Raw genomic sequence first — 21,356 nt, 5'->3', positions numbered from 1 at the left:
GGCGTCAGCTCCCGAACGACTTGGCGGCGTCCTTCTCCAGCTGCGCCTGGGTCCCCGCCACGTCCTTCGGGTTCTTCAGGAAGTCCTGCAGGGCCTTCCACTCGCCCTGCCCCGGCTTGCCGCCGAAGGACGCCGGGGCCTGGTCGGACATGTCGAAGCGGAAGTCGTCACCGGCCGCGACCAGCGCCTTGCCGATCTCCTTGAACACCGCATTCGGGTACACCGACGGGTCCAGCTTCTTGTTGGCGGAGACGAAGCCGCCCTGCGCCGCCCAGATCCGGGCCGCGTCCGGGGAGGCCAGGAACGTCAGCAGCGCCTGCGAGGCCTTGTTGTCCTTCAGCGCCACCGCCACGTCCCCGCCGGTCACCACCGGGGACTCCGTGCCGACCGCCGGGAACGGGAAGACCTTGGCGTCCGCGCCGACCTCCGCCTTGGTCTGGCCGATGTTGGCCGCGGCGAAGTCGGCCGAGGAGACCATCGCGGCCTTCGGCTCGTCCTTGAACGTCTGCGTCACCGACTGCGGGAACGCCGTCTGCAGCGCGCCCCCGTTGCCGCCCGCGAGCAGCCCCTTGGCACCGAAGAGCGAGCCGAGCGTGGTGAGCGCCTGCTTCACCGACGGGTCGGTCCACTTGATCTCGTGCTTGGCCAGCTGGTCGTACTTCTCCGGGCCGGCCTGCGAGAGGTAGACGTTCTCGAACCAGTCGGTGAGGGTCCAGCCGTCCGCGCCGCCCACCGAGACCGGCTCGACGCCGGAGTCCGCGAGCGTCCTGGCGGTCTTCAGGAACCCCTTCCAGTCCTTCGGCTCGGACACCCCCGCGTTCTCGAACGCCTGGGTGTTGTACCAGACCAGCGACTTGTTGCTGGCCTTGAAGTACACGCCGTAGCTCTTGCCGCCGGCGCTCCCCAGGTCCTGCCAGCCCTGGGAGAAGTTCGCCGACAGCTCCTTCTTCGCGGCCGGGCCGAGCGGCTTGATCCAGCCCTTCTTCGCGAACTCCTGGAGCACCCCGACCTGCTGGAGCATCGCGACGTCCGGCGCGCCGCCGCCGGCGACCTTGGAGCCGATGAAACCGGCCATGTCGTCGCCGCTCGGCACGAACTCCACCTTGGCGCCGGTGCGCTTCTCGAACTCGGCCAGGACCTTGGTGAAGTTCTCCCGCTCGGGGCCGGTCCACACGGCCGTCACCTGGAGGGTCTGTCCGTTCAGCTTTGGCAGCGAGACGGTGGGCGCGCTGTTGCTGCCGCCCTCGCCCTCGCTGTTGCCGCCGCCGTCGCCCCCGCAGCCGGTCAGTGCCAGTGCTCCCACCGCGACAAGTGCCGTTGCCGTACGAAGCGTTGCGTGACGCATCCGTCGCCCTCCCGTTCGCCGTGCGACAGTCCTACCGGCGCCGGGAAGCCCGAGCAATAGTGCGTTCGACTGCAACGCACCGTCGTGACCGGGCCGTTACCACGGCGGGTAACCCGGCTTTTCCGTACGGCGACCCATTCGTTGCACGGTTGCACTTGGCGCTACGGCACGGACTTCGCCGCCTTCTGGAGCGCGCTCGCCAGCAGGGCCAGGTCGGTCGGGCCATTGCCCAGCTCGCGCAGCGGGCGGCGGGCCGGCGGGTCGCCCATCCGCTGCCATTCCAGGGGCACGACCGTCGGCCGCAGGGTGGACGTCCGGGGTATCCGGCCCGTCACCCGGCCCGCCTGGAAGGGCGTCGCCGAATTGTCCGCCGCGCGGAACAGCCGGCCGCGCCCGACAGGCAGCGGCTCGGCCGGATCGCTCTCCGTGCCCAGCTCCACGCGGAGCCCGGCCCGCTCGGCGGTCGCGGTCGTGGCCGTACGGTCCGGATGGCCGGTCGCGGCGATCAGATGGACACCGAGCGCGGCGCCGTCCCGGGCGACCGCCTCCAGCGCCCGCACCACGGAGCCGGCGGCGGGTCGGCCCGTACTGCCCAGCGCCGGGGCGACCAGCGCGTCGAAGTCGTCGACGACCACGAAGAGCCGGGTCATCGGCGGTACGGCGGCGAACCCGTCGGCCCCCTGGCCCTCGGCCGTCGGCGCGCCCTGCGTCCGCTCCCGGGGGCGCAGCCGCAGCGTGCTGGTGGCCGGCGTGTCGAGCAGCCCCGACCGGTCGGCGCCGCTCTCGTACCCGGCGGCCGGCGCGTGCGCGGGGGCGGCCGTGCCGCCCGCGGTCGCCGTACGGCCCTCCGTGGACCGGCGCGGGCCGATCACCCGGGGCGCCGCGAGGTGCTTCGCCCGCCACTCCGCGAAGCCGGTGCCGCCCAGTATTTCCGCGCGCCGCTTCAGCTCCGAGGAGAGCGCCTGCGCGAACTCCCGCATCAGCACCGGGTCCGAGGCCGCCAGATGCGCCGTGACGTGCGGCAGGTCCGTACAGAGCCGCAGGCCGTCACCGCGCTCCGTGCCCGCGCCGTCGACCAGCACCAGCGAGAGCCGGTCCGGGCGGTCGGCCGCGGCGAGCGAGGCGGCGATCGAGCGCAGCAGCTCGGTCTTGCCCGTACCCGGACCGCCCTCCAGCAGGAAGTGGCAGCCGTCGGCTGCCGGGTCGGCGTGCACCGGGCCGTGCGGGCCCGCGCCCAGCACAGCGGGGGCCGAGGGCTCCTCGCTGTCCGCCGTGGCCGCCCAGCGGGCCATCAGGGAGGCGGGGGTGGCCCGGGCCAGCCCCATTTCGTCCAGCAGCCGGGTGGTGTCGGGCAGCGGCACCGCCGCGCTGCGCGCGCCGCGGTCCGTCCGCACGGATTCGGCCTCGCGCAGCGGCGCCAGGGCGCGCGCGAACCGCTCGGCCCAGGGCAGGGACACCGCGTCCACGGTCGCGACCGTGCCGTTCGTCCCCGCGCCGTACGGCCCGGCGACGCTCTGCGGGACGCCGTTCACGGCGATGCTGCCGGTCACCGCGGCACCCGGGGCGGCCGGGGCCAGCGGGGCACCGGGCTGCACGACGCGCAGCGCCGTGGCCACGTCGCCGCTGAGCACCGCGACGGCCCCGCACTCCCCGAAGGCGGGGGATGCCGCCCGGGCCGCTTCGTACGTCGCGGCCAGCGGATACACCGGCGACGCCGACGGCGTCTCGGCCAGCGCGAGCACATGGACACCGACCGACGGGCCGCTCGCCGCCAGCCGCGCCACGGTCTCCCGCAGCCCGGATGTGCCGGGGTCGCCGTCGGCGATCACGAGGGTGTACGGGCCGCGGTGGCGGGCCGCCGCCGCGGCCACCGCCGACCGCTCGGCGCTCGCCCAGCCGGGCCCGAGCGGCCCGTCGTCCAGCCGCCGCACCAGCTCGGTGGTGCGCGCGGCGGCCTGGTCCTTGTCGTACGCCAGCAGCAGCCGGCAGTCCTGGGCGTGCGCCGGGCGGACGTGCGGCAGCCAGCCGAGCCAGGACCACTCCTCCAGGCGCTGCGCCGCGGTGCGCGTACGGTCGGCGGCGAGCAGCACGATCTCCAGCGTGCCCGGCGCGTGCAGCGCGGCGAACTGGGCGACCGCGGACCGCGCCAGCCCGGCGAGGCGGGGACGCGGCCCGGCCAGGCCCAGCGAACCGGCCGAGCGCAGCGCGACCGTGACCGGCACGGCGGCCCGGCCGCCGGCGCGGTCGGCGGTGCCCAGCCGGACGGCCAGCGCGTCCGGATGCCCGGCGTCCCGCTCCCACAGGCGGGGGCCGGGGCCGAGGGCGGTGAGCAGGACCGTCGCCGCGTCCGGCCAGCGTTCGTGCGCGGCCGCTCCCCGGCCGTCCGCCGCGGGCGCCCCGGGGCCGCCGGCGACCGGGCCCTGCTCCACGGGGCCGTACGCGGCGGCCTCCGGGGCGGCCTCCTCGTCGGCCCCGGACTCCGCGGCGGCGCGGCCGCCGGCCAGCCTGCGCGCCCACGCGCTCAGGCCGCCCCGGCGGGTCGGCCGGCGGGACGGGGACGCGCCGTCGTCGGCCTCCGCGTCGGTGCCGGGCTCCGCGAACGGGCCCACCAGCTGCTCCCGGCCGCCGTGCGTGGCCGCGGACCGGGCATCGGGAGCGGACGGCCCGGCCGGGGCCCGGCCGTCGTGCCCCGCGTGCTCCGGTACGTCGTGGGCGTCCTGGCCCGCGCCGAACCCGACGGCGGCGGCCGGGGTGCCCCGCACGGGCGTGCCGCGCCGCCCCGAGGCGGGGGCCCGAGTGCCGGCGCTGTCGGCGGGGTGGCCGTGCGCGCCGCCCGCAACGGCGCCGTACGGGTCCGCTGCCGGCTGCCCGGGGTGGCCGTGCTGCTGCCGGGCGGGCTCGTCCTGCTGCGCGGCGTACGGATGGCCGTGCCGCGCGCGCTGCCGGTGCTGCTCCTCGGGTGCGGCCGGCGCGTACCGGTCCGGCTCCGGACGGCCCGTGACGCGCGCTTCGGGGGCGTGCCCCTCCGCCGCGCGTGCCCCGGCGGCGTACTCCGCCGCACCCGGCGTCCCGGCCGCGTACGGCCCGGTCCCGGGAGCGCCGCCGTACGGGCCGGCGGCGTGCCGGTCGTCCGTGCCGTAGGCGTCGGTGGTCGGCTGCTGCGCGCCGTACGGGGCCGCGGCGGCGGGCCGGGCGCCGTACGCGTCCGCCGGGTCCGCGCCGTACGCGGCGGTCCCGGCGGACTCCGCTCTGTGCCGGCCCGCCACGCCGTGGACCTCCTGCGCCGGGCCGTGACCGGTGCCCGTGCCCGTGGCGCGCGCCGGGCCGGCGTCGATCCGGCCCGTCCCGACGCCCTCCGCGCGCGGCGAGCCGCTGCCCGCGCCGCGCTCCTGCCCGCCGGCCGCCGCTCCGGGACCGGCCGCCGGGCCCGCCCCGGGGGCGAAGCGCTCGCTGCTGTACGAAGCGCTGTGCGAAGCGCCGTACGGGGCCGTGCTCCGGGCGCCGTAAGAGGGGGCGGGGCCCGCCGTGCCGTACGGGGACGGGCCGCCGGGCGACGGGTGGTGCTCCTCGCCGGGGGCGCCGCCGTCCGCCGGGTGGACGCGCAGCCGGCCCTCGCCGTCCGGGGTGGCCGGGAGCAGGGGATCGGGGGAGGCGGGGGACGGCTGGAGGCGCAGCGCCGACTCGCCGATCCGGAGCAGCGCGCCCGGGGGCAGCGACGCCGGGCGGTCGTCGATCTCGGTGCCGTCGACCGCCGTGCCGTTCGTGGAGCGGAGGTCGGCCACGGTCACCGCGCCGTCGGGCGCCACCGTGACCGCGCAGTGCATGCGCGAGACGTCGGGGTCGTCCAGCGGCACGTCGGCGTCCGCGGAGCGGCCGATGCGGATCTGGCCGCCGTGCAGCAGATGCACGCCGCCCGCGTCCGGGCCGGAGACGACCCGCAGCCGGGCGGGGCCGGCGGGCAGGCCGTGCGCCGGCGCGGGCCCGGGGCCCTGGAGGGAGAGGACCGCGCCGTCTATCAGCGGCGGCTCGCCGAGCGCGGCACGCTGGAGGTCGAGCCGCTCCTGGCCGGCGTAGAGCACGACCGGGCCGCTGCCGGCGCCGGCCCCGCCGACGTCGGCGCCCGCGCCCGCGACGGCCGCCGCGAGGCTGCTGGCCACCGCCGAGAGCGCCGTACCGGCAGGGGCCGTCACGAGCACGTCGCAGGCACGGGTGGAGTGGCCGCTGCGCGGCCCGAGGACGGTCAGCCGGATCTGCATCGCCGTCAACGGTCCCTTCCGCCCGGCAATGCGGCGGGGACCGTCACCTCCCCCCACCGCGCCCGGACACGTCGGCACGTACAAGTCCAAGTCCGCGTGCATGCGCACGCCGCACGCCGCGGCGCAGTGCCCCCGTACCCCACCGCTGCCGTGCTGGAGAGCATCCTCGCACCTGCCACCGACAACAGGCGGGGCGACTGTCCTTCAGTGATCTTGTTCGGTCACGCATGTGTGCAAAAGTGGCTGCTTGCGACCCATGATCGGCCAAAGATCGTCCACTGAATGGTCAGCGACCGGGGTAGGGAGCAACCATCCGTCCGGAACCGGCGTCTTTCCGAGGAGCCCCGCCGGGTCCCTTACCGGACGACCCGGAAGGAACCGCCCCGGACCACGGGATCCGCCCGGCAGCGGCCGCGAAACACGGCACTATGGTGGGGCGGAAGGGCCCGCCCGGTGCGCCGGAGTGGCCCACAGACCCCACAGCCCGACAGACAGCGCAGATCAGGCAGCTGCTCAGTAACGACCAGGGAGCGCATGACGTGCGGCCGGTAGGGAGCAAATACCTGCTCGAGGAGCCGCTCGGACGCGGCGCCACGGGCACCGTCTGGCGTGCTCGCCAGCGGGAGACGGCGGGCGAGGAGGCCGCCGTCGCCGGGCAGCCCGGCGAGACGGTCGCGATCAAGGTGCTCAAAGAGGAGCTGGCGCACGACCCGGACGTGGTGATGCGCTTCCTGCGCGAGCGCTCCGTCCTGCTGCGGCTCACCCACCCGAACATCGTCCGGACCCGCGACCTGGTCGTGGAGGGTGACCTGCTCGCGCTGGTCATGGACCTGGTCGACGGCCCGGACCTGCACCAGTACCTGCGCCGGAACGGCCCGTTCAGCCCGGTCGCGGCCGCGCTGCTGACCGCGCAGATCGCCGACGCGCTGGCCGCCAGCCACGCCGACGGCGTCGTGCACCGGGACCTCAAGCCCGCGAACGTCCTGCTCGCGGGGGCCGACGGCGCCGCCGAGATGCACCCGATGCTGACCGACTTCGGCATCGCCCGGCTCGCGGACTCCCCGGGGCTGACCCGCACCCAGGAGTTCGTCGGCACCCCCGCGTACGTCGCGCCGGAGTCCGCCGAGGGCCGCCCGCAGACCTCCGCCGTGGACATCTACGGCGCGGGCATCCTGCTGTACGAACTGGTCACGGGCCGTCCGCCGTTCGCCGGCTCGACCGCCCTCGAAGTGCTGCACCGGCACCTCAGCGAGGACCCGCAGCGTCCGGGCAGCGTCCCCGAGCCGCTGTGGACCGTCATAGAGCGCTGCCTGAGCAAGCGCCCCGAGGGGCGGCCCAGCGCCGAGAACCTCGCCCGCGGCCTGCGCGTGGTCGCGGCCGGCATCGGCGTGCACGCCTCGCCCGCCGAGGCCGAGGCCGCGCTCGGCGTCGCCGCCCTGCTCGCGCCCGACCCGGCGCCCGCGCCCGTTCCCGACACCGGGGCCGGCGGCGGCAGCGGTGACGCCGACCCGACCCAGGTGCTGCCCTCCGGCGGCGCCGGGGGCGGTACGTACGACCCGTCCGCCGCGACCAACGTCATGCCGACCACCGGCGCCGCCGCGGCGGGTGCCGCTGCCGCCGGTTTCGGCGCCGACTCCGGGCGTCCCCCGGGGAGCGGCGACCCGACCCGCGCGATGCCGCCCGTACCGCCGGGCCCGCCCGGTGGCGACCCGCAGCAGCCCGACGGGCCCCACCCCTGGGAGAACCAGCTGCGCGCCGCCCGGGACCGGAACGAGCAGACCCAGGTCCAGTACCTCAACCCGGACGAGGACCCGCTGCGCCGCCGCCCCCAGCGCCGGCCCCCGCAGCCCCCGCCCCAGCAGTACCAGCAGCAGCCGCAGTACGGGCAGCAGCCGCCGCCGCAGTACCAGCAGCCGCCGCAGCCGCAGCCGCGACAGCGCCGGCAGGAGCCGCCGCCGCAGCGGTACGAGCCGCGGCCGCCCGCCCCGGAGCCGCGCCGCCGCGAGCGCGAGCCGCGCCGGCGCAGCGCCAACCCGGTGCACATTCCGGGCCTCGGCTGCCTCAAGGGCTGCCTGATCATGATCGTGCTGATCGTGGTCGGCTGCTGGCTCATCTGGGAGCTCACCCCGCTCCAGGACTGGATCGGCCAGGGCCGCAGCTTCTGGAACCAGATCAGCCAGTGGTGGACCGACGTCTCGGACTGGGTGTCCACGATCGGCGAGGCCTCGAAGTCGGTGGGCCGGTAGCGGCCCGCCCGTGAGCGGACCCGTCCGCCGCCACCGCTCCGCCCGGAGGGGACGTCGTGGATTTGTCGACATCCCGGGAGATTTTCCGGCGGAGAAGTGGCGGTTGACGGCGTCCGGGGCGCCGAAAGCCCCGCGGCCCGCGTAGTTTTGTCGCCAGCATCGGCCCCGCGCACCCCCGCGCCCCGGGCCGCGGCCCCGCGCATCCGCGCCGCGGGCCGTCACCTGTCGGACAAGACCCGTCGGAGCAGTCTTGGCACGGAAGATCGGCAGCCGGTACACCGCCCACCAGATCCTCGGTCGCGGCAGCGCCGGCACGGTGTGGCTGGGCGAGGGCCCCGAAGGGGCCGTGGCGATCAAGCTGCTGCGCGAGGACCTCGCCTCCGACCAGGAGCTGGTCGGCCGCTTCGTGCAGGAGCGCGCCGCGCTGCTCAGCCTGGACCACCCGCACGTGGTCGGCGTCCGCGACCTGGTCGTGGACGGCAACGACCTCGCGCTGGTGATGGACCTCGTCCGGGGCACGGACCTGCGGACCCGCCTGGACGCCCAGCGCCGGCTGGCCCCGGAGGCCGCGGTCGCCATCGTGGCCGACGTCGCCGAGGGCCTGGCCGCCGCGCACGCCGCGCGCATCGTGCACCGCGACGTGAAGCCCGAGAACGTCCTGCTGGACATGGAGGGCCCGCTCGGCCCCGGCGGCGCGCACCCCGCCCTGCTCACCGACTTCGGCATCGCGCGCCTGGTCGACTCGCCCCGCCGCACCCGCTCCACCCGGGTCATCGGCACCCCCGACTACCTCGCCCCCGAGATCATCGAAGGTCTCCCGCCCCGCGCCTCCGTGGACGTCTACGCGCTGGCCACGGTCCTGTACGAGCTGCTCGCCGGCTTCACGCCCTTCGGGGGCGGACACCCCGGCGCGGTGCTCCGCCGGCACGTCACCGAGCGGGTGGCGCCGCTGCCCGGCATCCCGGACGAGCTGTGGCAGCTGCTCCTCCAGTGCCTGGCCAAGGCGCCGGCCTCCCGGCTCCGCGCCCCCGAGCTGGCGGCCCGGCTGCGGGAGATCCAGCCGTCGCTGGCGGGCATCCCGCCGCTGGACATCGACGAGCCGGAGAGCGAGCAGGAGGCCGACGAGCCGGCCGCGGCACCGGAGGCGGCCCGGGAGGAGGGCGGCCCGTACCACCCGGCGCCCGAGGAGGGCGGCAGGGTCCGCGGAGCGGTGCCGCTGGTCCACGGCGCGGCTCCGGATTCCAATCGGGACACGCACACGAGCATGCGGGTGCCGGGACCGGACGAGCTGGCCGGCGGGGCACACGGCACGGCCCGTACGCCGCGCGCCGCGGGCGAGCGCCGGGCGGGCTCGGCCCGTCACCGGGTACGGAAGCGCCGGGTCCGGCTGGGCCTCGCGGCGGGCGCCCTCGTGGTCGCGGCGGGCCTGGGCACCTGGCTCGCCTCCGGCGACGACGCCCCGGACGACGCCCGCCCGGGGACGCAGCAGTCGTCACCGGACGTGCCGTGACGCTCGGCCCCGCAGCAGTGGCGCGCCCCGCAAGGGGCGCGGGGAACTGCGCGAGCAACCGGGACGGCGCCGCGGGCAGCCACCGGCCGCCCGGCTCGGAGCCGTGCGAAGACGGCCGGGGACGGCCACGGCTCACGTCGGCTCACCCAGCCGTTAGGCTGGAGTCGTGGCAGTCGTCGATGTATCCGAAGAGCTGAAGTCCCTCGCCTCGACCATGGCGTCGATCGAGGCCGTCCTCGACCTCGACAGGATGAGGGCCGATATCGCTGCGCTCGAGGAGCAGGCAGCGGCCCCCGACCTCTGGGACGACGTGGAGAACGCCCAGAAGGTCACCAGCCGGCTCTCCTATCTCCAGGGCCAGCTGCGCAAGGCCGAGGAGCTGCGCGGTCGGGTCGACGACCTCGAAGTGCTGTTCGAGCTGGCCGCTGACGAGGCCGACGAGGACGCCCAGGCCGAGGCGGAGTCCGAGCTGACCGCGGTCCGCAAGGCCGTGGACGAGCTGGAGGTGCGCACCCTCCTGTCCGGCGAGTACGACTCCCGTGAGGCGGTCGTGAACATCCGCGCCGAGGCGGGTGGCGTGGACGCCGCCGACTTCGCCGAGAAGCTCCAGCGCATGTACCTGCGCTGGGCCGAGCGGCACGGCTACAAGACGGAGCTGTACGAGACCTCGTATGCCGAAGAGGCCGGCATCAAGTCGACCACCTTCGCCGTCAACGTGCCGTACGCCTACGGCACGCTCTCCGTGGAGCAGGGCACGCACCGCCTGGTCCGGATCTCCCCGTTCGACAACCAGGGCCGCCGCCAGACGTCGTTCGCCGGCGTCGAGGTGCTGCCCGTCGTCGAGCAGACCGACCACATCGAGATCGACGAGTCGGACCTGCGGGTCGACGTGTACCGCTCCTCCGGCCCCGGTGGCCAGGGCGTCAACACCACGGACTCCGCGGTCCGCCTGACGCACATCCCGACCGGCATCGTGGTCTCCTGCCAGAACGAGCGCTCGCAGATCCAGAACAAGGCCACCGCCATGAACGTCCTCCAGGCGAAGCTGCTGGAGCGGCGCCGCCAGGAGGAGCAGGCCAAGATGGACGCGCTCAAGGGCGACGGCGGCAATTCCTGGGGCAACCAGATGCGTTCGTACGTCCTGCACCCGTACCAGATGGTCAAGGACCTGCGGACGGAGTTCGAGGTCGGCAACCCGCAGAGTGTGCTGGACGGCGACATCGACGGCTTCCTGGAGGCCGGCATCCGCTGGCGCAAGCAGCAGGAGCAGCAGGGCTAGACCGGAACACCCGAAGCAACCGTCGCCGCTGAGGCGACGGTTGCTTTTTTGTTGTGGTGATTTGGTTACAGTCGTACGCCGCCGAGCCCATCAAACTACCGCAATACGGTCATCGAGCCTTTATTTGACCTTGACGGTCCGTTGGGATCTGGGAAGGGTAGAGCGCGGCATGCGTATGTCTGGGGCGCGTGTGAAACGGGGATCTGAGGTAACCGCCTGCGAGAGACGGAGCGGACTCGTGTCCCGCATCGGCCGTTGCCCCGCACAGCGATGCCCCAATGACACATGTAGCTACTGGGGGTAGCACTAGATGACGAAGAAGACACGGGTGCGTGTGGCACGCGTTGCGGCCGGTGCCGTGATCGCGGTGGGCGCTTCGCTCACCGTGACGGGCGCCGCTTCCGCCGCCACGCCGGGCGCCGAGGCCCAGGGCCAGAACGATGGCATCATCGGCGGCCTGATCGGCGGCATCATCGGCGGCGGCGACAACGGCGGCACCAACGGTGGCGACACCGGTGGTGACACCGGCGGCGACACCGGTGGCGAGACCGACGGCGGTCTGATCGGCGGCGGCGACGGCGGCGAGGACAACGGCGGCGCGATCGGCGGTGGCGACGACAACGGCGGCGCCATTGGCGGCGACGACAACGGCGGCCAGGACAACGGCGGCGCCATCGGTGGCGACGACAACGGCGGCGTCATCGGTGGCGACGACAATGGTGGCCAGGACAACGGCGGCGCCATTGGCGGCGACGACAACGGCGGCCAGGACAACGGCGGCGCCATCGGTGGCGACGACAACGGTGGCCAGGACGGCGGCCAGGTCGGCGGCGGCGACGGCGGCGACAACGGTGGCGACAACGGCAACGTCGGCGGCGGCGACAACGGTGGCGGCAACGCCGCCGGCGGCTCCGACGACGGTGGCTCCACCGGCCCCGGCCCCGACAACGGCGGCCAGACGCCGGTCGAGCAGCCGGGCGACTCCAAGGAGGACATCGCCAACACGCCGGGTCAGGCGCAGGACACCCCGCAGGGTGGCCAGCAGCAGGCCGGTGGTGAGCTGGCCGAAACCGGTTCGTCCGGCACCACGTTCCTGCTCATCGGTGCCGCGACGATGATCGCCGGCGGCGTCGGCTTCCGTATGCTGCCCCGCCTGATCAACAAGGGTGGCGCGGCCGCGGCCTGAGGCCGTACGGCTTCGTAGCGCGACACACAGCACAGCAGAGGGCCCGGCGCGGATTCCGCGCCGGGCCCTGGTGCGTCCTGCACAAGATCAGTCGATGGCTCAGGCCATTCGGTCCCACAGCAGACCCACCGCGACCAGCGCCACCAGCAGCGCGACCAGCGCCGCCGGGGTGACCTGCGCGAAAAGCCCGGTCAGGCCACTCTGCTGCTGCAGTCGCTGCCTGCTCGCCCGGCACACCGGGCAACGGCCCTCGTTCACGGGGGCCGCGCAGTTGGCGCACACCAGCCGGTCGTACGTCATGCGACCTCCTTCTCGCCAGCTCCAACGCGCGGGCCGGCGCGTTGGTTCCCTCTTCTACTGTGCCAGCTCGGCCGGACATCGGCGCGCCTACCGGGATCCTCCCAGCGCACGGCGTATTCAGGCCGCCCGGGGGCCGTCGGCCGAAGCCGGAATGTGCTCGTTTTGTCCCCGTAGGTGCCGTGAATAAACGCACCAAGACCGGACGCCGACTGCGCCGTGCCACGTGGTTCGCGTATGGTCACGCTCACCGACGGGAGCCGCAACACGGCAAACCGTGCCCCTACCCAGGTCGACCGTGGTGCATCAGTGATCCGATTCGACAACGTCTCCAAGACCTACCCGAAGCAGAACCGCCCCGCGCTCAGGGACGTCTCGCTCGAGATCGAACGAGGCGAGTTCGTCTTCCTGGTGGGCTCCTCCGGCTCCGGCAAGTCCACCTTCCTGCGGTTGCTCCTGCGTGAGGAGCGGTCCAGCCACGGCGCGGTGCACGTACTGGGCAAGGACCTCGGGAAGCTGTCCAACTGGAAGGTCCCGCAGATGCGGCGCCAGATCGGCACCGTCTTCCAGGACTTCCGGCTGCTCCCGAACAAGACCGTCGGGCAGAACGTCGCGTTCGCCCTGGAGGTCATCGGCAAGCCGCGCGGCCAGATCCGCAAGACCGTCCCCGAGGTGCTCGACCTCGTCGGCCTCGGCGGCAAGGAGGACCGGATGCCGGGCGAGCTGTCCGGCGGTGAGCAGCAGCGCGTCGCGATCGCCCGGGCGTTCGTCAACCGCCCGATGCTGCTGATCGCCGACGAGCCGACCGGCAACCTCGACCCGCAGACCTCCGTCGGCATCATGAAGCTGCTGGACCGGATCAACCGCACCGGTACGACGGTGGTCATGGCCACCCACGACCAGCAGATCGTCGACCAGATGCGCAAGCGGGTCATGGAACTCGAAAAGGGCCGGCTCGTACGCGACCAGTCGCGCGGCGTGTACGGCTACCAGCACTAAGCGTGTACGGCCCCCAGCACTGAAAGGACGCCATGCGCGCCCAGTTCGTCCTGTCGGAGATCGGCGTCGGTCTCCGCCGAAACCTCACGATGACCTTCGCCGTCATCGTCTCCGTGGCTCTCTCGCTCGGCCTCTTCGGCGCCTCGCTGCTGATGCGCGACCAGGTCAGCACGATGAAGGGCTACTGGTACGACAAGGTCAACGTCTCCATCTTCTTCTGCAACAAGAACGACGCCGACTCCGGCGCCAACTGCGCCAAGGGCGCGGCGACGACGCAGCAGAAGAACGACATCCGCGCCGAGCTGGACCGGCTGCCGATCGTCGACAAGGTGAGCTACGAGTCCAGCGACCAGGCGTACAAGCACTACAAGGAGCAGTTCGGCGACACGCCCGTGGCGGGCCTCGTCACGCCCGACCAGCTGCCGGAGTCCTTCCGGGTCAAGCTGAAGGACCCGACCAAGTTCGCGGTCATCAAATCGGCCTTCAGCGAGCGGCCGGGCGTCCAGGAGGTCCAGGACCAACGGGACACCGTCGAGCCGTTGTTCAACCTGCTCAACGGCATGAATATCGCCGCGCTGTGCGTGATGGGGCTGATGCTGGTCGTTGCGCTGTTGCTGATCGTCAACACCGTGCGGGTGTCGGCGTTCAGCCGCAGGCGGGAGACGGGGATCATGCGGCTGGTCGGCGCGTCCAGCTTCTACATCCAGATGCCGTTCATCCTGGAGGCCGCCATCGCCGGCCTGATCGGCGCCGCGTTCGCGTGCGTCCTGATCGTCGGCGGCAAGTTCATCCTCGTGAACAACTGGCTGGCGGAGAAGATCCAGGTGATCAACTTCATCGGCTGGGACTCCGTGGTGGCGGTACTCCCGTTGGTGCTGCTCATCGGTCTTCTGATGCCGGCGCTCGCCGCGTTTTTCGCGCTCCGCAAGTATCTGAAGGTGTGAGTTATGCCAAGAGCGCCGTACGGGCAACTGCCCGTACGGCGCTTCTTTCTGGCCTAGACTCACCGGCATGTCGGGCCGATTGCACTTTGTCCGGCCCCGCCGCATCCGCCGCGGGGCGGCCATGACGTTGGTGGTCGCGAGCGTGCTCGGCACCGGCGCAGCGGCCGGTACCTGGAGCGGCGAGGGCCGGGAAGGGGCCGAGCGGCACATACCGGTACGGACCGTCGCCGACGGCCGGGCCGCGGCGGAGGGCACGGCGGACCGCGAGGCCGTCGAGGAGGCCGCGGCCGAGGCGGCCAAGGCCGGCAAGTCCGGCAGCCAGGCCGCCGCCGACGTGGTCAGCCGCAGCGGCGACCGCTGGTCCACCGTCTACACCGCGGGCGAGTACGAGGACTTCCGGCGGGAGCTGGACGGCGAGTACGTCGGCGTCGGCCTGTGGCTGCGCCAGGGCGAGCACGGCCGCGTCCAGGTCTCCCGGGTCCGGCCCGACAGCCCCGCCGCACGGGCCGGCATCGCGCCCGGTGACGAGCTGCTCGCCGTCGACGGCCGCACCACCCGCCACCGCCCCGTCACCGATGTGGTGGCCGGGCTGCGCGGGGACGCCGGCAGCACCTCGAAGCGCGCGGGCGGCGCGGCAGCGCCCGGTACCCCCGTCGCGCTGCGGCTCCGGCGCGCGGACCAGGACCGGTCCGTGACGCTGCACCGCGCCCGGCTGCGCACGGCGAACGTCACCGTGGAGCGGCCGGCCGCGCCCGGCGGCATGACCCGGATCAAGGTCGAGGCGTTCGCCAAGGGCACCGGCGAGGAGGTGCGCGAGGCGGTCCGGTCGGCCCCGCCCGGCGGCATCCTGCTGGACCTGCGCGGCAACACCGGCGGCCTGGTCGGGGAGGCGGTCACCGCGGCCGCCGCTTTCCTCGACGGCGGCCTGGTCGCCACGTACGACGTACGGGGCAGCCAGCGCGCGCTGTACGCCGACCGCGGCCGGGCCACGAAGTCACCGCTGGCCGTGCTGGTCGACGGCGGCACGATGAGCGCGGGGGAGCTGCTGGCCGGAGCGCTGCAGGACCGCGGCCGCGCGGTGGTGATCGGCTCGTCGACCTTCGGCAAGGGGTCGGTCCAGATGCCCAGCAAGCTCGCGGACGGCTCGGTGGCCGAGCTGACCGTCGGCCACTACCGCACGCCGTCCGGCCATGGCGTCGACGGCCGGGGCATCCGCCCCGACATTCCCGCCGAGGATCGTGCGGAGAGCCGGGCCAGAGCAGTAATGAGTGGCCTGGGAGGCGGGTCGTAGTGCGAAAATGGCCGCACTATGGCTAAGCAGAACGCGAAGACGAAGGCCAAGCGGCAGGCCGCGGAGGCCGGGCGCAAGCTCATTGCGCAGCACAAGAAGGCGCGGCACGACTACCTCATCATCGACACCTACGAGTGCGGCCTCGTGCTCTCGGGCACGGAGGTGAAGTCGCTGCGGCAGGGGCGGGCTTCGCTCGTGGACGGCTTCGTCCAGATCGACGGCGGCGAGGCGTGGCTGCACAACGTGCACATCCCCGAGTACGCGCAGGGCACGTGGACCAACCACGCGGCGCGCCGCAAGCGCAAGCTGCTGCTGCACCGCGAGGAGATCGACAAGCTGGCCTCGAAGTCCCAGGAGACCGGTCACACGATCGTGCCGCTCCAGCTGTACTTCCTGAAGGGCCGCGCGAAGGTCGAGATCGCGCTGGCCAAGGGCAAGAAGGAGTACGACAAGCGGCAGACCCTGCGCGAGCAGCAGGACCGCCGTGAGGCCGACCGGGCGATCTCGGCGGTGCGCCGGCGGCAGCGGGCCTGACCTGGCGGAAGGGCCCTCCCGGGGACCCGGGGAATATTGCTGGCACGGTGCCGCGTTGTTCCCGTACGATGGCACACGTACCTCGGAATGACGGGGTGCGGGGCGCTCCGCGGGACGGAGTGTCCGGCTTTGAAAACACAACATGGGGATGATCGGTTTCGACAGCGGATGTCGAAGCAGGGGAAGCGTGTCGAGGAAGCGGCAATGATCTCGTTAACCATATGTCGCAACCAATAATCGCCAACACCAAGCGCGATTCCTTCGCCCTCGCTGCCTAAGTAGCGACCTGCGAAGTGTCAGCCCGGGGATGATCCCGACCCGGATCCTGGCATCAGCTAGGGGTCTTATCCACTGAGCCCGGTCACGGGGTTCTGTGGAGACATCAAACAGTGACTGAGCCCGTCGGAGACTTGTCCGCGTGATCTCCGGGGCTGAGAAAATCGCAGCGGACTGCACACGGAGAAGCCCTGATTCTGCACCGTTGGACGCGGGTTCGATTCCCGCCATCTCCACCGAACGGAGGCCCCGGCCTCCGGACATCCCATGTGAGGCAGAGCCCCGCAGCCGTCAGGCAGCGGGGCTCTTGTCGTGCCGGGGCCCATGGCGCGGGCGCTGGATGTGGCGCCCCGCGCCATATCGGGGTGCGTCGTCCGCTCCTACTGTCGCCGGGCATGTACAAGACAATCAGACGCACCTTGAGCGCGCTGGTCGCGGCCGTCCTTGCCGCCCTGTTGCTCCCCGCCGGCACCGCGCAAGCGGCCGCCGGCACCATCGAGGAAGTCACCGGCTTCGGCAGCAACCCCGGGGCGCTGCGGATGTACCGCTACGTCCCCGAGGGGCTGCCCGCCGGCCGCCCCGTGGTCGTCGCGCTGCACGGCTGTACGCAGAACGCCACCGCCTACGGCAAGCAGAGCGGCTGGACCGAACTCGCCGACCGCTGGGGCTTCTCGGTGGTGTTCCCGGGCCAGACGAGCGCCAACAACCTCAGCTCCTGCTTCAACTGGTTCCAGGCGGGCGACATCGAACGCGGCAAGGGCGAGGCGGCCTCCATCCAGCAGATGACCGCCAGGCAGCTCGCCGACGCGGGCGGCTCCAAGGCGTACGTCACCGGGCTCTCGGCCGGCGGCGGCATGACCGCCGTCATGATGGCCGCGTACCCGGAGACCTACACGGCGGGCGGCGTGGTCGCGGGCCTCCCGTACGGCTGCGCGCAGGCGGCGGGCTCGCCGTACGTGTGCATGTACGTCGGCGCCACCCAGACGCCCGCGCAGTGGGGCGACCGGGTGCGGGCGGCCCGGCCCGGGTACACCGGCCCCTGGCCCCGGCTCACGGTCTTCCAGGGCACGTCCGACACGACCGTGAAGCCGGCGAACATGGCCGACCTCGTCGAGCAGTGGACCAATGTGCACGGCACCGACCAGGCCGCGGACACCAAGGACACGGTGGGCGGCTATCCGCACGCGGTGTACCGGGACGCGGCGGGCGCGGTGGCCGCCGAGACGTACGAGATCACCGGCATGGGGCACGGGCAGCCGCTGGACCCCGGCACCGGCCCCGCCCAGTGCGGCACGGCCGGCGCGTACATGCTCGACGTGAATCTCTGCGCCGCCTACGAGATGGGGAAGGGGTGGGGCCTGAACGGCTGAGACCGCCGCCGGCCCCGCCCGCCTCACCGGAGCGCGCCGGGCCTCACCGGAACGTGCCGAAGAACTCCCGCAGGTCGTCCAGGAGCAGGTCCGGGACCTCCAGGCCGGGGAAGTGGCCGCCGCGCGGGTACTCCGTCCACCGCACCACGGCGTCCGACCGGTCCGCGAGGTGACGCACCGGGCGGGCCAGGTCGGCGGGGAGGACCGCGACGGCGGTCGGGGTGGTGGACGGCACCGTGTTCCCGCCCCAGCCGGCCCCGGAGTGCATCGTCTCGTAGTACAGGCGTGCCGAGGACGTGGCGGTGCCGGTGAGCCAGTAGAGCATCACGTTCGTCAGGAGGCGGTCGCGGCCGACCGCCTCCTCGGGCGTGTCCCGGCAGTCCGTCCACACCTTGAACTTCTCGGTGATCCAGGCGAGCTGGCCCACGGGGGAGTCGGTGAGCGCGTACCCGAGGGTCTGCGGACGGGTGGACTGCAGGATGCCGTAGCCCATCTCCTCCTTCTGGACGTGCGCGCGCTGCTCCAGAGAGGCGTGCACCTCCGCCAGCTGCGCTTCGAGAAGCCCCGCGCGCTCCTCCTCGGTGGGTTCGGCGGTCGCCACCGCGGAGGGCAGCAGCGTCAGATGGACCGCGGCCACCGCCTCCGGGTGCTGCCGTCCCCACTCGCGGGCGATCATCGCGCCCCAGTCGCTGCCGTGCACCCCGTAACGCGCGTACCCCAGTCGCCGCATCAGCTCGGCGAAGGCGGCGGCGATGCGCGGGACGCCCCAGCCGGGCTTCGCCGGCGGCCCGGAGAAGGCGTAGCCGGGCAGGGACGGCACGACGACGTCGTACCCCGCCTCGGTGAGCGGCCCGATCAGGTCGAGGAACTCCACGAAGGAGCCCGGCCAGCCGTGCAGCAGCACGAGGGGGAGCGCGTCCGGGGCGCCGGAACGCACGTGGAGGAAGTGCACGGTCGTGCCGTCGAGGGTGGTGGTGAACTGCGGGAAGCGGTTCAGCTCGGCCTCGTGCCGCCGCCAGTCGTAGCCGTCGTGCCAGTACGCGGCGAGCTCCTTGAGGTACGCCAGTGGCACGCCCTGGCTCCAGCCGACGCCCGGCAGCTCGTCCGGCCACCGGGTCCGGGAGAGCCGGTCGCGCAGGTCGGCGAGGTCGGCGTCGGGGATGTCGATACGGAACGGGGTGACGGCGGCGGTCTCTGTGTGCGGTCGGTCGGAGGTCATGGGCAGACGGTAGAGGCCACCGCGGACGGGGCGGGACCGCAACGCGGAATCGCACGGGCCGGGCCGCCGCGAGGAGCCCGGCCCGCGTTACGCGCTCGGGGTTGCCGCGTGGGCCCTACGGCCCGCGTCATGCGCTCCGGGCCGTCCGGAGGCGCCCCGTGAGCGTCACGGCCGCCGCCAGGGCCGCAGCGGCGGCCGGTACGGCGTATCCCGCCCCGCCGCTCCCGAGGTGGTCCGTGGCCCAGCCGCCCGCCGCCGAGCCGGCCGCGATGCCGGCCAGCAGGGCGGTGACGGCGAGCGTCAGGCCCTCGTTGACCTGGCCCGCCGGGGTCAGGGCCTGCACCCGGCCCATGCCGGTGGCCATGGTCGGCGCGGTCGCCATGCCGGCCACCAGCAGGGCGGCGGCCAGCACCGCGAGGCTGCCGCTCGCCGCCCCGAGGAGCGGCAGCAGCATCAGGGCGGCCATCGCCGCCACGCAGCCGGCGAAGCGCGCTGCGGGCCGGTCCGCGGGCGGCAGCAGCCCGTACAGCAGGCCGGCGGCGCACGAACCGGCCGCCTGCAGCGCCAGGATGCCGCCCGCCGCCGCCCGTACGCCGTGCCCGTCGGCGAACCCGATGGTGACCACCTCCAGCGAGCCGAAGACCGCGCCCGTGCACAGGAAGGCCAGCAGGAGCGGGGGCAGGCCGCGGTGGCGCAGCGGGGAGCGGACCCGGCCCGTACGGGGCGCGGGCGGCGGCTGCGTACGGCGCTGCGCGGCGAACAGCACCATCCCGGTCAGCAGCAGCACGGCCCCGACGAGCGTGCCCGCCTCCGGGAACAGCGCCGTGCACAGGAAGGCCGCGAGCACCGGCCCCAGCATGAAGCACACTTCGTCCGCCGCCTGCTCGAAGGAGTGGGCGGTGTGCAGGGCACGGGAGTCGCCTCGGAAGAGGTGCGCCCAGCGGGCCCGCGACATGCCGCCCGTGTTGGGTGTGGTCGCGGTGCACACGTAGGAGGCGAAGAGCGTCCAGACGGGCGCGTCGAGCCGTACGCACAGCACGAGGGCCAGCGAACCGGCGACGGCGAGGAGGGCGGCGAGCGGCGCCACCCGGCCCTGTCCGTAGCGGTCGGCCAGCCGCGCCGTCCACGGGCCGACGACCGCCGTCGCCGCGAGGCCGGCCGCGGTCACGGCCCCGGCGAGCGCGTACGAGCCGCGCGACCCGGCGATCATGAGCACCGCGCTGACGCTGAACATGCCCATGGGGAGCCGGGCCAGGAGGTTGGCCGCGATGAAGGCGCGGGCGCCGGGCACCTCGAAGATCCGGGCGTACGGGCGGAGGAACGGCAGGCGCGGGCGGCTGCCGGCCGGGCGGCGGGTGCGGCCGGCGGCCCGGCGCGGGCAGGCGGGAACGGGCGGTGCGGTCACGGGCCGGGCGGCGAGGAAGAGGATCACCCGTCCACGGTCGGGCCGGCGCCCACGGGGCGTCCAACACCTTCCCGCAGCCCATTCACCGTTATTGGTTGTCAATCCGCCGCCACCAGGACTGGGGGCCTCGGCCCGGCTTTGTCACCATGGGTGCGTGCCCCACGACATAGAGCCTCGACTGCTGCGCGCCTTCATGGCCGCCGCCGAGGAGCTCCACTTCACCCGTGCCGCCGCCCGCCTGTACGTCGCCCAGCAAGCCCTCAGCCGGGACATCCGCCGCCTGGAGCGCGATCTCGGCACCGTGCTGTTCCTGCGCACCACCCGTCAGGTGCGGCTCACCCCGGAGGGCGAGCGGCTGCTCCCGTACGCCCAGCGTGTGCTCGCCGCGCACGACGAGCTGTCCGCTGCGTTCACCGGCGGCGCCGACCGCGCGCGTCCGCTGCTGGTCGACGTGGGCGCGCCGGTGGGGACCGCGTACCGGGTGCTGGAGCGGGCCCGTGCCGCGGCCCCCGACCTGGAGTTCGCCGCGCGCTTCCACAGCGGCCTGACCGGCGCGGCGGAAGGGCTGCTGGCGGGCGCCCTGGACGTGTCCTTCGGACGGGTCGCGGGGCTGCCGCGCGGGGTGCGGAACCGGCTCGCCCACCATCCGGTGCGGTACGAGCCGATGGCCGTCCTGCTGCCGGCGGAGCACCCGCTGGCAGCCCGCGCCGCCGTGCCCGTGGGCGCGCTCGCCGGGGAGACGCTGTACACGGGGGCGGGCAACGCGCACACCGCGGAGTGGACCGCCCTGGCCGAGCGGCTCTTCGAAGGGCGCGGCATCCGGGCGGCGGCGCCGTACCCGGAGATCGACGGCCCGGCCGAGTTCCTCCGCGTCGTACGGAAGCGCGGCTGGTCCGTCCTGGCCAGCGTGGAGTTCATCGAGGCACCCGGGATGGTGCTGCGGCCCCTCGTGGACCCCGTGCCGCTGTCCCCGGTGTCGGTGGTCTGGCGGCGGGGGCTGCGCCACCCCGGCCTGGACGTGCTGCGGGCCGCGGCGCGCGAACTGGGCACGGAGGGCGGCTGGCTGTCCCGCCCCCGAGGTGCCTGGCTGCCTCCCGAGGACGCCCGGTTGATGGCAGGGTGAAGCGCGGCGCGGGCGGTACTCACCGCGTTCCGCGGTTCCGGGTGAGCGCGATATTGCGTCCGTGACACCTGGCGGC

General features: G+C 73.9%; 15 protein-coding genes and 1 other RNA gene. 11 read left to right on the top strand and 5 right to left on the bottom strand.

All coding sequences use genetic code 11. From position 1 onward, the window contains the following. Nucleotides 1-4: 4 nt before the first annotated feature. Nucleotides 5-1,345, bottom strand: coding sequence for an ABC transporter substrate-binding protein (locus ACZ6WH_RS29225; RefSeq protein WP_469731895.1), 1,341 nt, complete (start codon nt 1,343-1,345; stop codon nt 5-7). Nucleotides 1,346-1,506: 161 nt separating this feature from the next. Then, nucleotides 1,507-5,601, bottom strand: a complete 4,095-nt coding sequence (locus ACZ6WH_RS29220; RefSeq protein ID WP_469731893.1) for an FHA domain-containing protein — start codon at nt 5,599-5,601, stop codon at nt 1,507-1,509. 539 nt (nt 5,602-6,140) lie between these two features. Here ACZ6WH_RS29220 and ACZ6WH_RS29215 point away from each other — a divergent pair. The 4 genes from ACZ6WH_RS29215 (at nt 6,141) to ACZ6WH_RS29200 (ending at nt 11,822) form a co-directional block, all read left to right on the top strand. Then, on the top strand, nt 6,141-7,847 hold the full coding sequence (locus ACZ6WH_RS29215) for a serine/threonine-protein kinase (protein ID WP_469731891.1): 1,707 nt from the start codon (nt 6,141-6,143) through the stop codon (nt 7,845-7,847). 250 nt (nt 7,848-8,097) lie between these two features. Continuing rightward, the gene (locus ACZ6WH_RS29210) at nt 8,098-9,357 is read left to right on the top strand and encodes a serine/threonine-protein kinase (protein ID WP_432855057.1); all 1,260 of its coding nucleotides are present in this window, start codon (nt 8,098-8,100) and stop codon (nt 9,355-9,357) included. Between the two features lie 166 nt (nt 9,358-9,523). Beyond that, nucleotides 9,524-10,636, top strand: coding sequence for a peptide chain release factor 2 (gene prfB / locus ACZ6WH_RS29205; protein ID WP_469731889.1), 1,113 nt, complete (start codon nt 9,524-9,526; stop codon nt 10,634-10,636). A gap of 310 nt (nt 10,637-10,946) precedes the next feature. Then, nucleotides 10,947-11,822: a hypothetical protein gene (locus ACZ6WH_RS29200; RefSeq protein ID WP_469731887.1), complete on the top strand. Its 876-nt coding sequence runs from the start codon at nt 10,947-10,949 to the stop codon at nt 11,820-11,822. Between the two features lie 99 nt (nt 11,823-11,921). On the opposite strand, the gene ACZ6WH_RS29195 is transcribed toward ACZ6WH_RS29200, so the two are convergent. Then, complete coding sequence (locus tag ACZ6WH_RS29195; protein WP_432855048.1) at nt 11,922-12,122, bottom strand: hypothetical protein; 201 nt, start codon at nt 12,120-12,122, stop codon at nt 11,922-11,924. Nucleotides 12,123-12,428: 306 nt separating this feature from the next. On the opposite strand from ACZ6WH_RS29195, the gene ftsE reads away from it, so the two are divergent. The 6 genes from ftsE to ACZ6WH_RS29165 all read left to right on the top strand — a co-directional run bounded on the left by ftsE (nt 12,429) and on the right by ACZ6WH_RS29165 (nt 17,533). After that, nucleotides 12,429-13,118: a cell division ATP-binding protein FtsE gene (ftsE, locus tag ACZ6WH_RS29190; protein WP_361562588.1), complete on the top strand. Its 690-nt coding sequence runs from the start codon at nt 12,429-12,431 to the stop codon at nt 13,116-13,118. A gap of 32 nt (nt 13,119-13,150) precedes the next feature. Further along, nucleotides 13,151-14,062, top strand: coding sequence for a permease-like cell division protein FtsX (gene ftsX, locus ACZ6WH_RS29185; RefSeq protein ID WP_361562590.1), 912 nt, complete (start codon nt 13,151-13,153; stop codon nt 14,060-14,062). Between the two features lie 67 nt (nt 14,063-14,129). Further along, nucleotides 14,130-15,353 carry a S41 family peptidase gene (locus ACZ6WH_RS29180; protein ID WP_469731886.1) on the top strand — a complete coding sequence of 408 codons (1,224 nt, stop codon included), beginning with the start codon at nt 14,130-14,132 and terminating at the stop codon, nt 15,351-15,353. A gap of 18 nt (nt 15,354-15,371) precedes the next feature. After that, complete coding sequence (smpB, locus tag ACZ6WH_RS29175; protein WP_432855040.1) at nt 15,372-15,887, top strand: SsrA-binding protein SmpB; 516 nt, start codon at nt 15,372-15,374, stop codon at nt 15,885-15,887. Between the two features lie 144 nt (nt 15,888-16,031). After that, nucleotides 16,032-16,402, top strand: a transfer-messenger RNA (tmRNA) gene (gene ssrA, locus ACZ6WH_RS29170). A gap of 156 nt (nt 16,403-16,558) precedes the next feature. Next, on the top strand, nt 16,559-17,533 hold the full coding sequence (locus tag ACZ6WH_RS29165; RefSeq protein ID WP_469731885.1) for an extracellular catalytic domain type 1 short-chain-length polyhydroxyalkanoate depolymerase: 975 nt from the start codon (nt 16,559-16,561) through the stop codon (nt 17,531-17,533). A gap of 43 nt (nt 17,534-17,576) precedes the next feature. Here ACZ6WH_RS29165 and ACZ6WH_RS29160 read toward each other — a convergent pair whose 3' ends face one another. Next, on the bottom strand, nt 17,577-18,752 hold the full coding sequence (locus ACZ6WH_RS29160) for an epoxide hydrolase family protein (protein WP_469731884.1): 1,176 nt from the start codon (nt 18,750-18,752) through the stop codon (nt 17,577-17,579). A 127-nt stretch (nt 18,753-18,879) separates the two neighbouring features. Beyond that, complete coding sequence (locus tag ACZ6WH_RS29155) at nt 18,880-20,184, bottom strand: MFS transporter (protein WP_469731883.1); 1,305 nt, start codon at nt 20,182-20,184, stop codon at nt 18,880-18,882. A 127-nt stretch (nt 20,185-20,311) separates the two neighbouring features. Between ACZ6WH_RS29155 and ACZ6WH_RS29150 the strand changes: the two genes are divergently transcribed. Further along, nucleotides 20,312-21,280: a LysR family transcriptional regulator gene (locus ACZ6WH_RS29150; RefSeq protein WP_432855028.1), complete on the top strand. Its 969-nt coding sequence runs from the start codon at nt 20,312-20,314 to the stop codon at nt 21,278-21,280. Nucleotides 21,281-21,356: the final 76 nt, after the last annotated feature.

The organism is Streptomyces sp. NPDC050806 (assembly GCF_055586425.1).
Note: the sequence above shows the minus strand (reverse complement) of the source record. Positions and strands in the feature narration are given on the sequence as shown.

Excerpts from the sequence above, each read along its gene's own strand:
- ftsX (WP_361562590.1), top strand. The coding sequence starts at position 13,151 with ATGCGCGCCCAGTTCGTCCTGTCGGAGATCGGCGTCGGTCTCCGCCGA.
- ACZ6WH_RS29225 (WP_469731895.1), bottom strand. The coding sequence starts at position 1,345 with ATGCGTCACGCAACGCTTCGTACGGCAACGGCACTTGTCGCGGTGGGA.
- ACZ6WH_RS29220 (WP_469731893.1), bottom strand. The coding sequence starts at position 5,601 with ATGCAGATCCGGCTGACCGTCCTCGGGCCGCGCAGCGGCCACTCCACC.
- ACZ6WH_RS29160 (WP_469731884.1), bottom strand. The coding sequence starts at position 18,752 with ATGACCTCCGACCGACCGCACACAGAGACCGCCGCCGTCACCCCGTTC.
- ACZ6WH_RS29165 (WP_469731885.1), top strand. The coding sequence starts at position 16,559 with ATGTACAAGACAATCAGACGCACCTTGAGCGCGCTGGTCGCGGCCGTC.
- smpB (WP_432855040.1), top strand. The coding sequence starts at position 15,372 with ATGGCTAAGCAGAACGCGAAGACGAAGGCCAAGCGGCAGGCCGCGGAG.
- ACZ6WH_RS29195 (WP_432855048.1), bottom strand. The coding sequence starts at position 12,122 with ATGACGTACGACCGGCTGGTGTGCGCCAACTGCGCGGCCCCCGTGAAC.
- ACZ6WH_RS29180 (WP_469731886.1), top strand. The coding sequence starts at position 14,130 with ATGTCGGGCCGATTGCACTTTGTCCGGCCCCGCCGCATCCGCCGCGGG.
- ACZ6WH_RS29200 (WP_469731887.1), top strand. The coding sequence starts at position 10,947 with ATGACGAAGAAGACACGGGTGCGTGTGGCACGCGTTGCGGCCGGTGCC.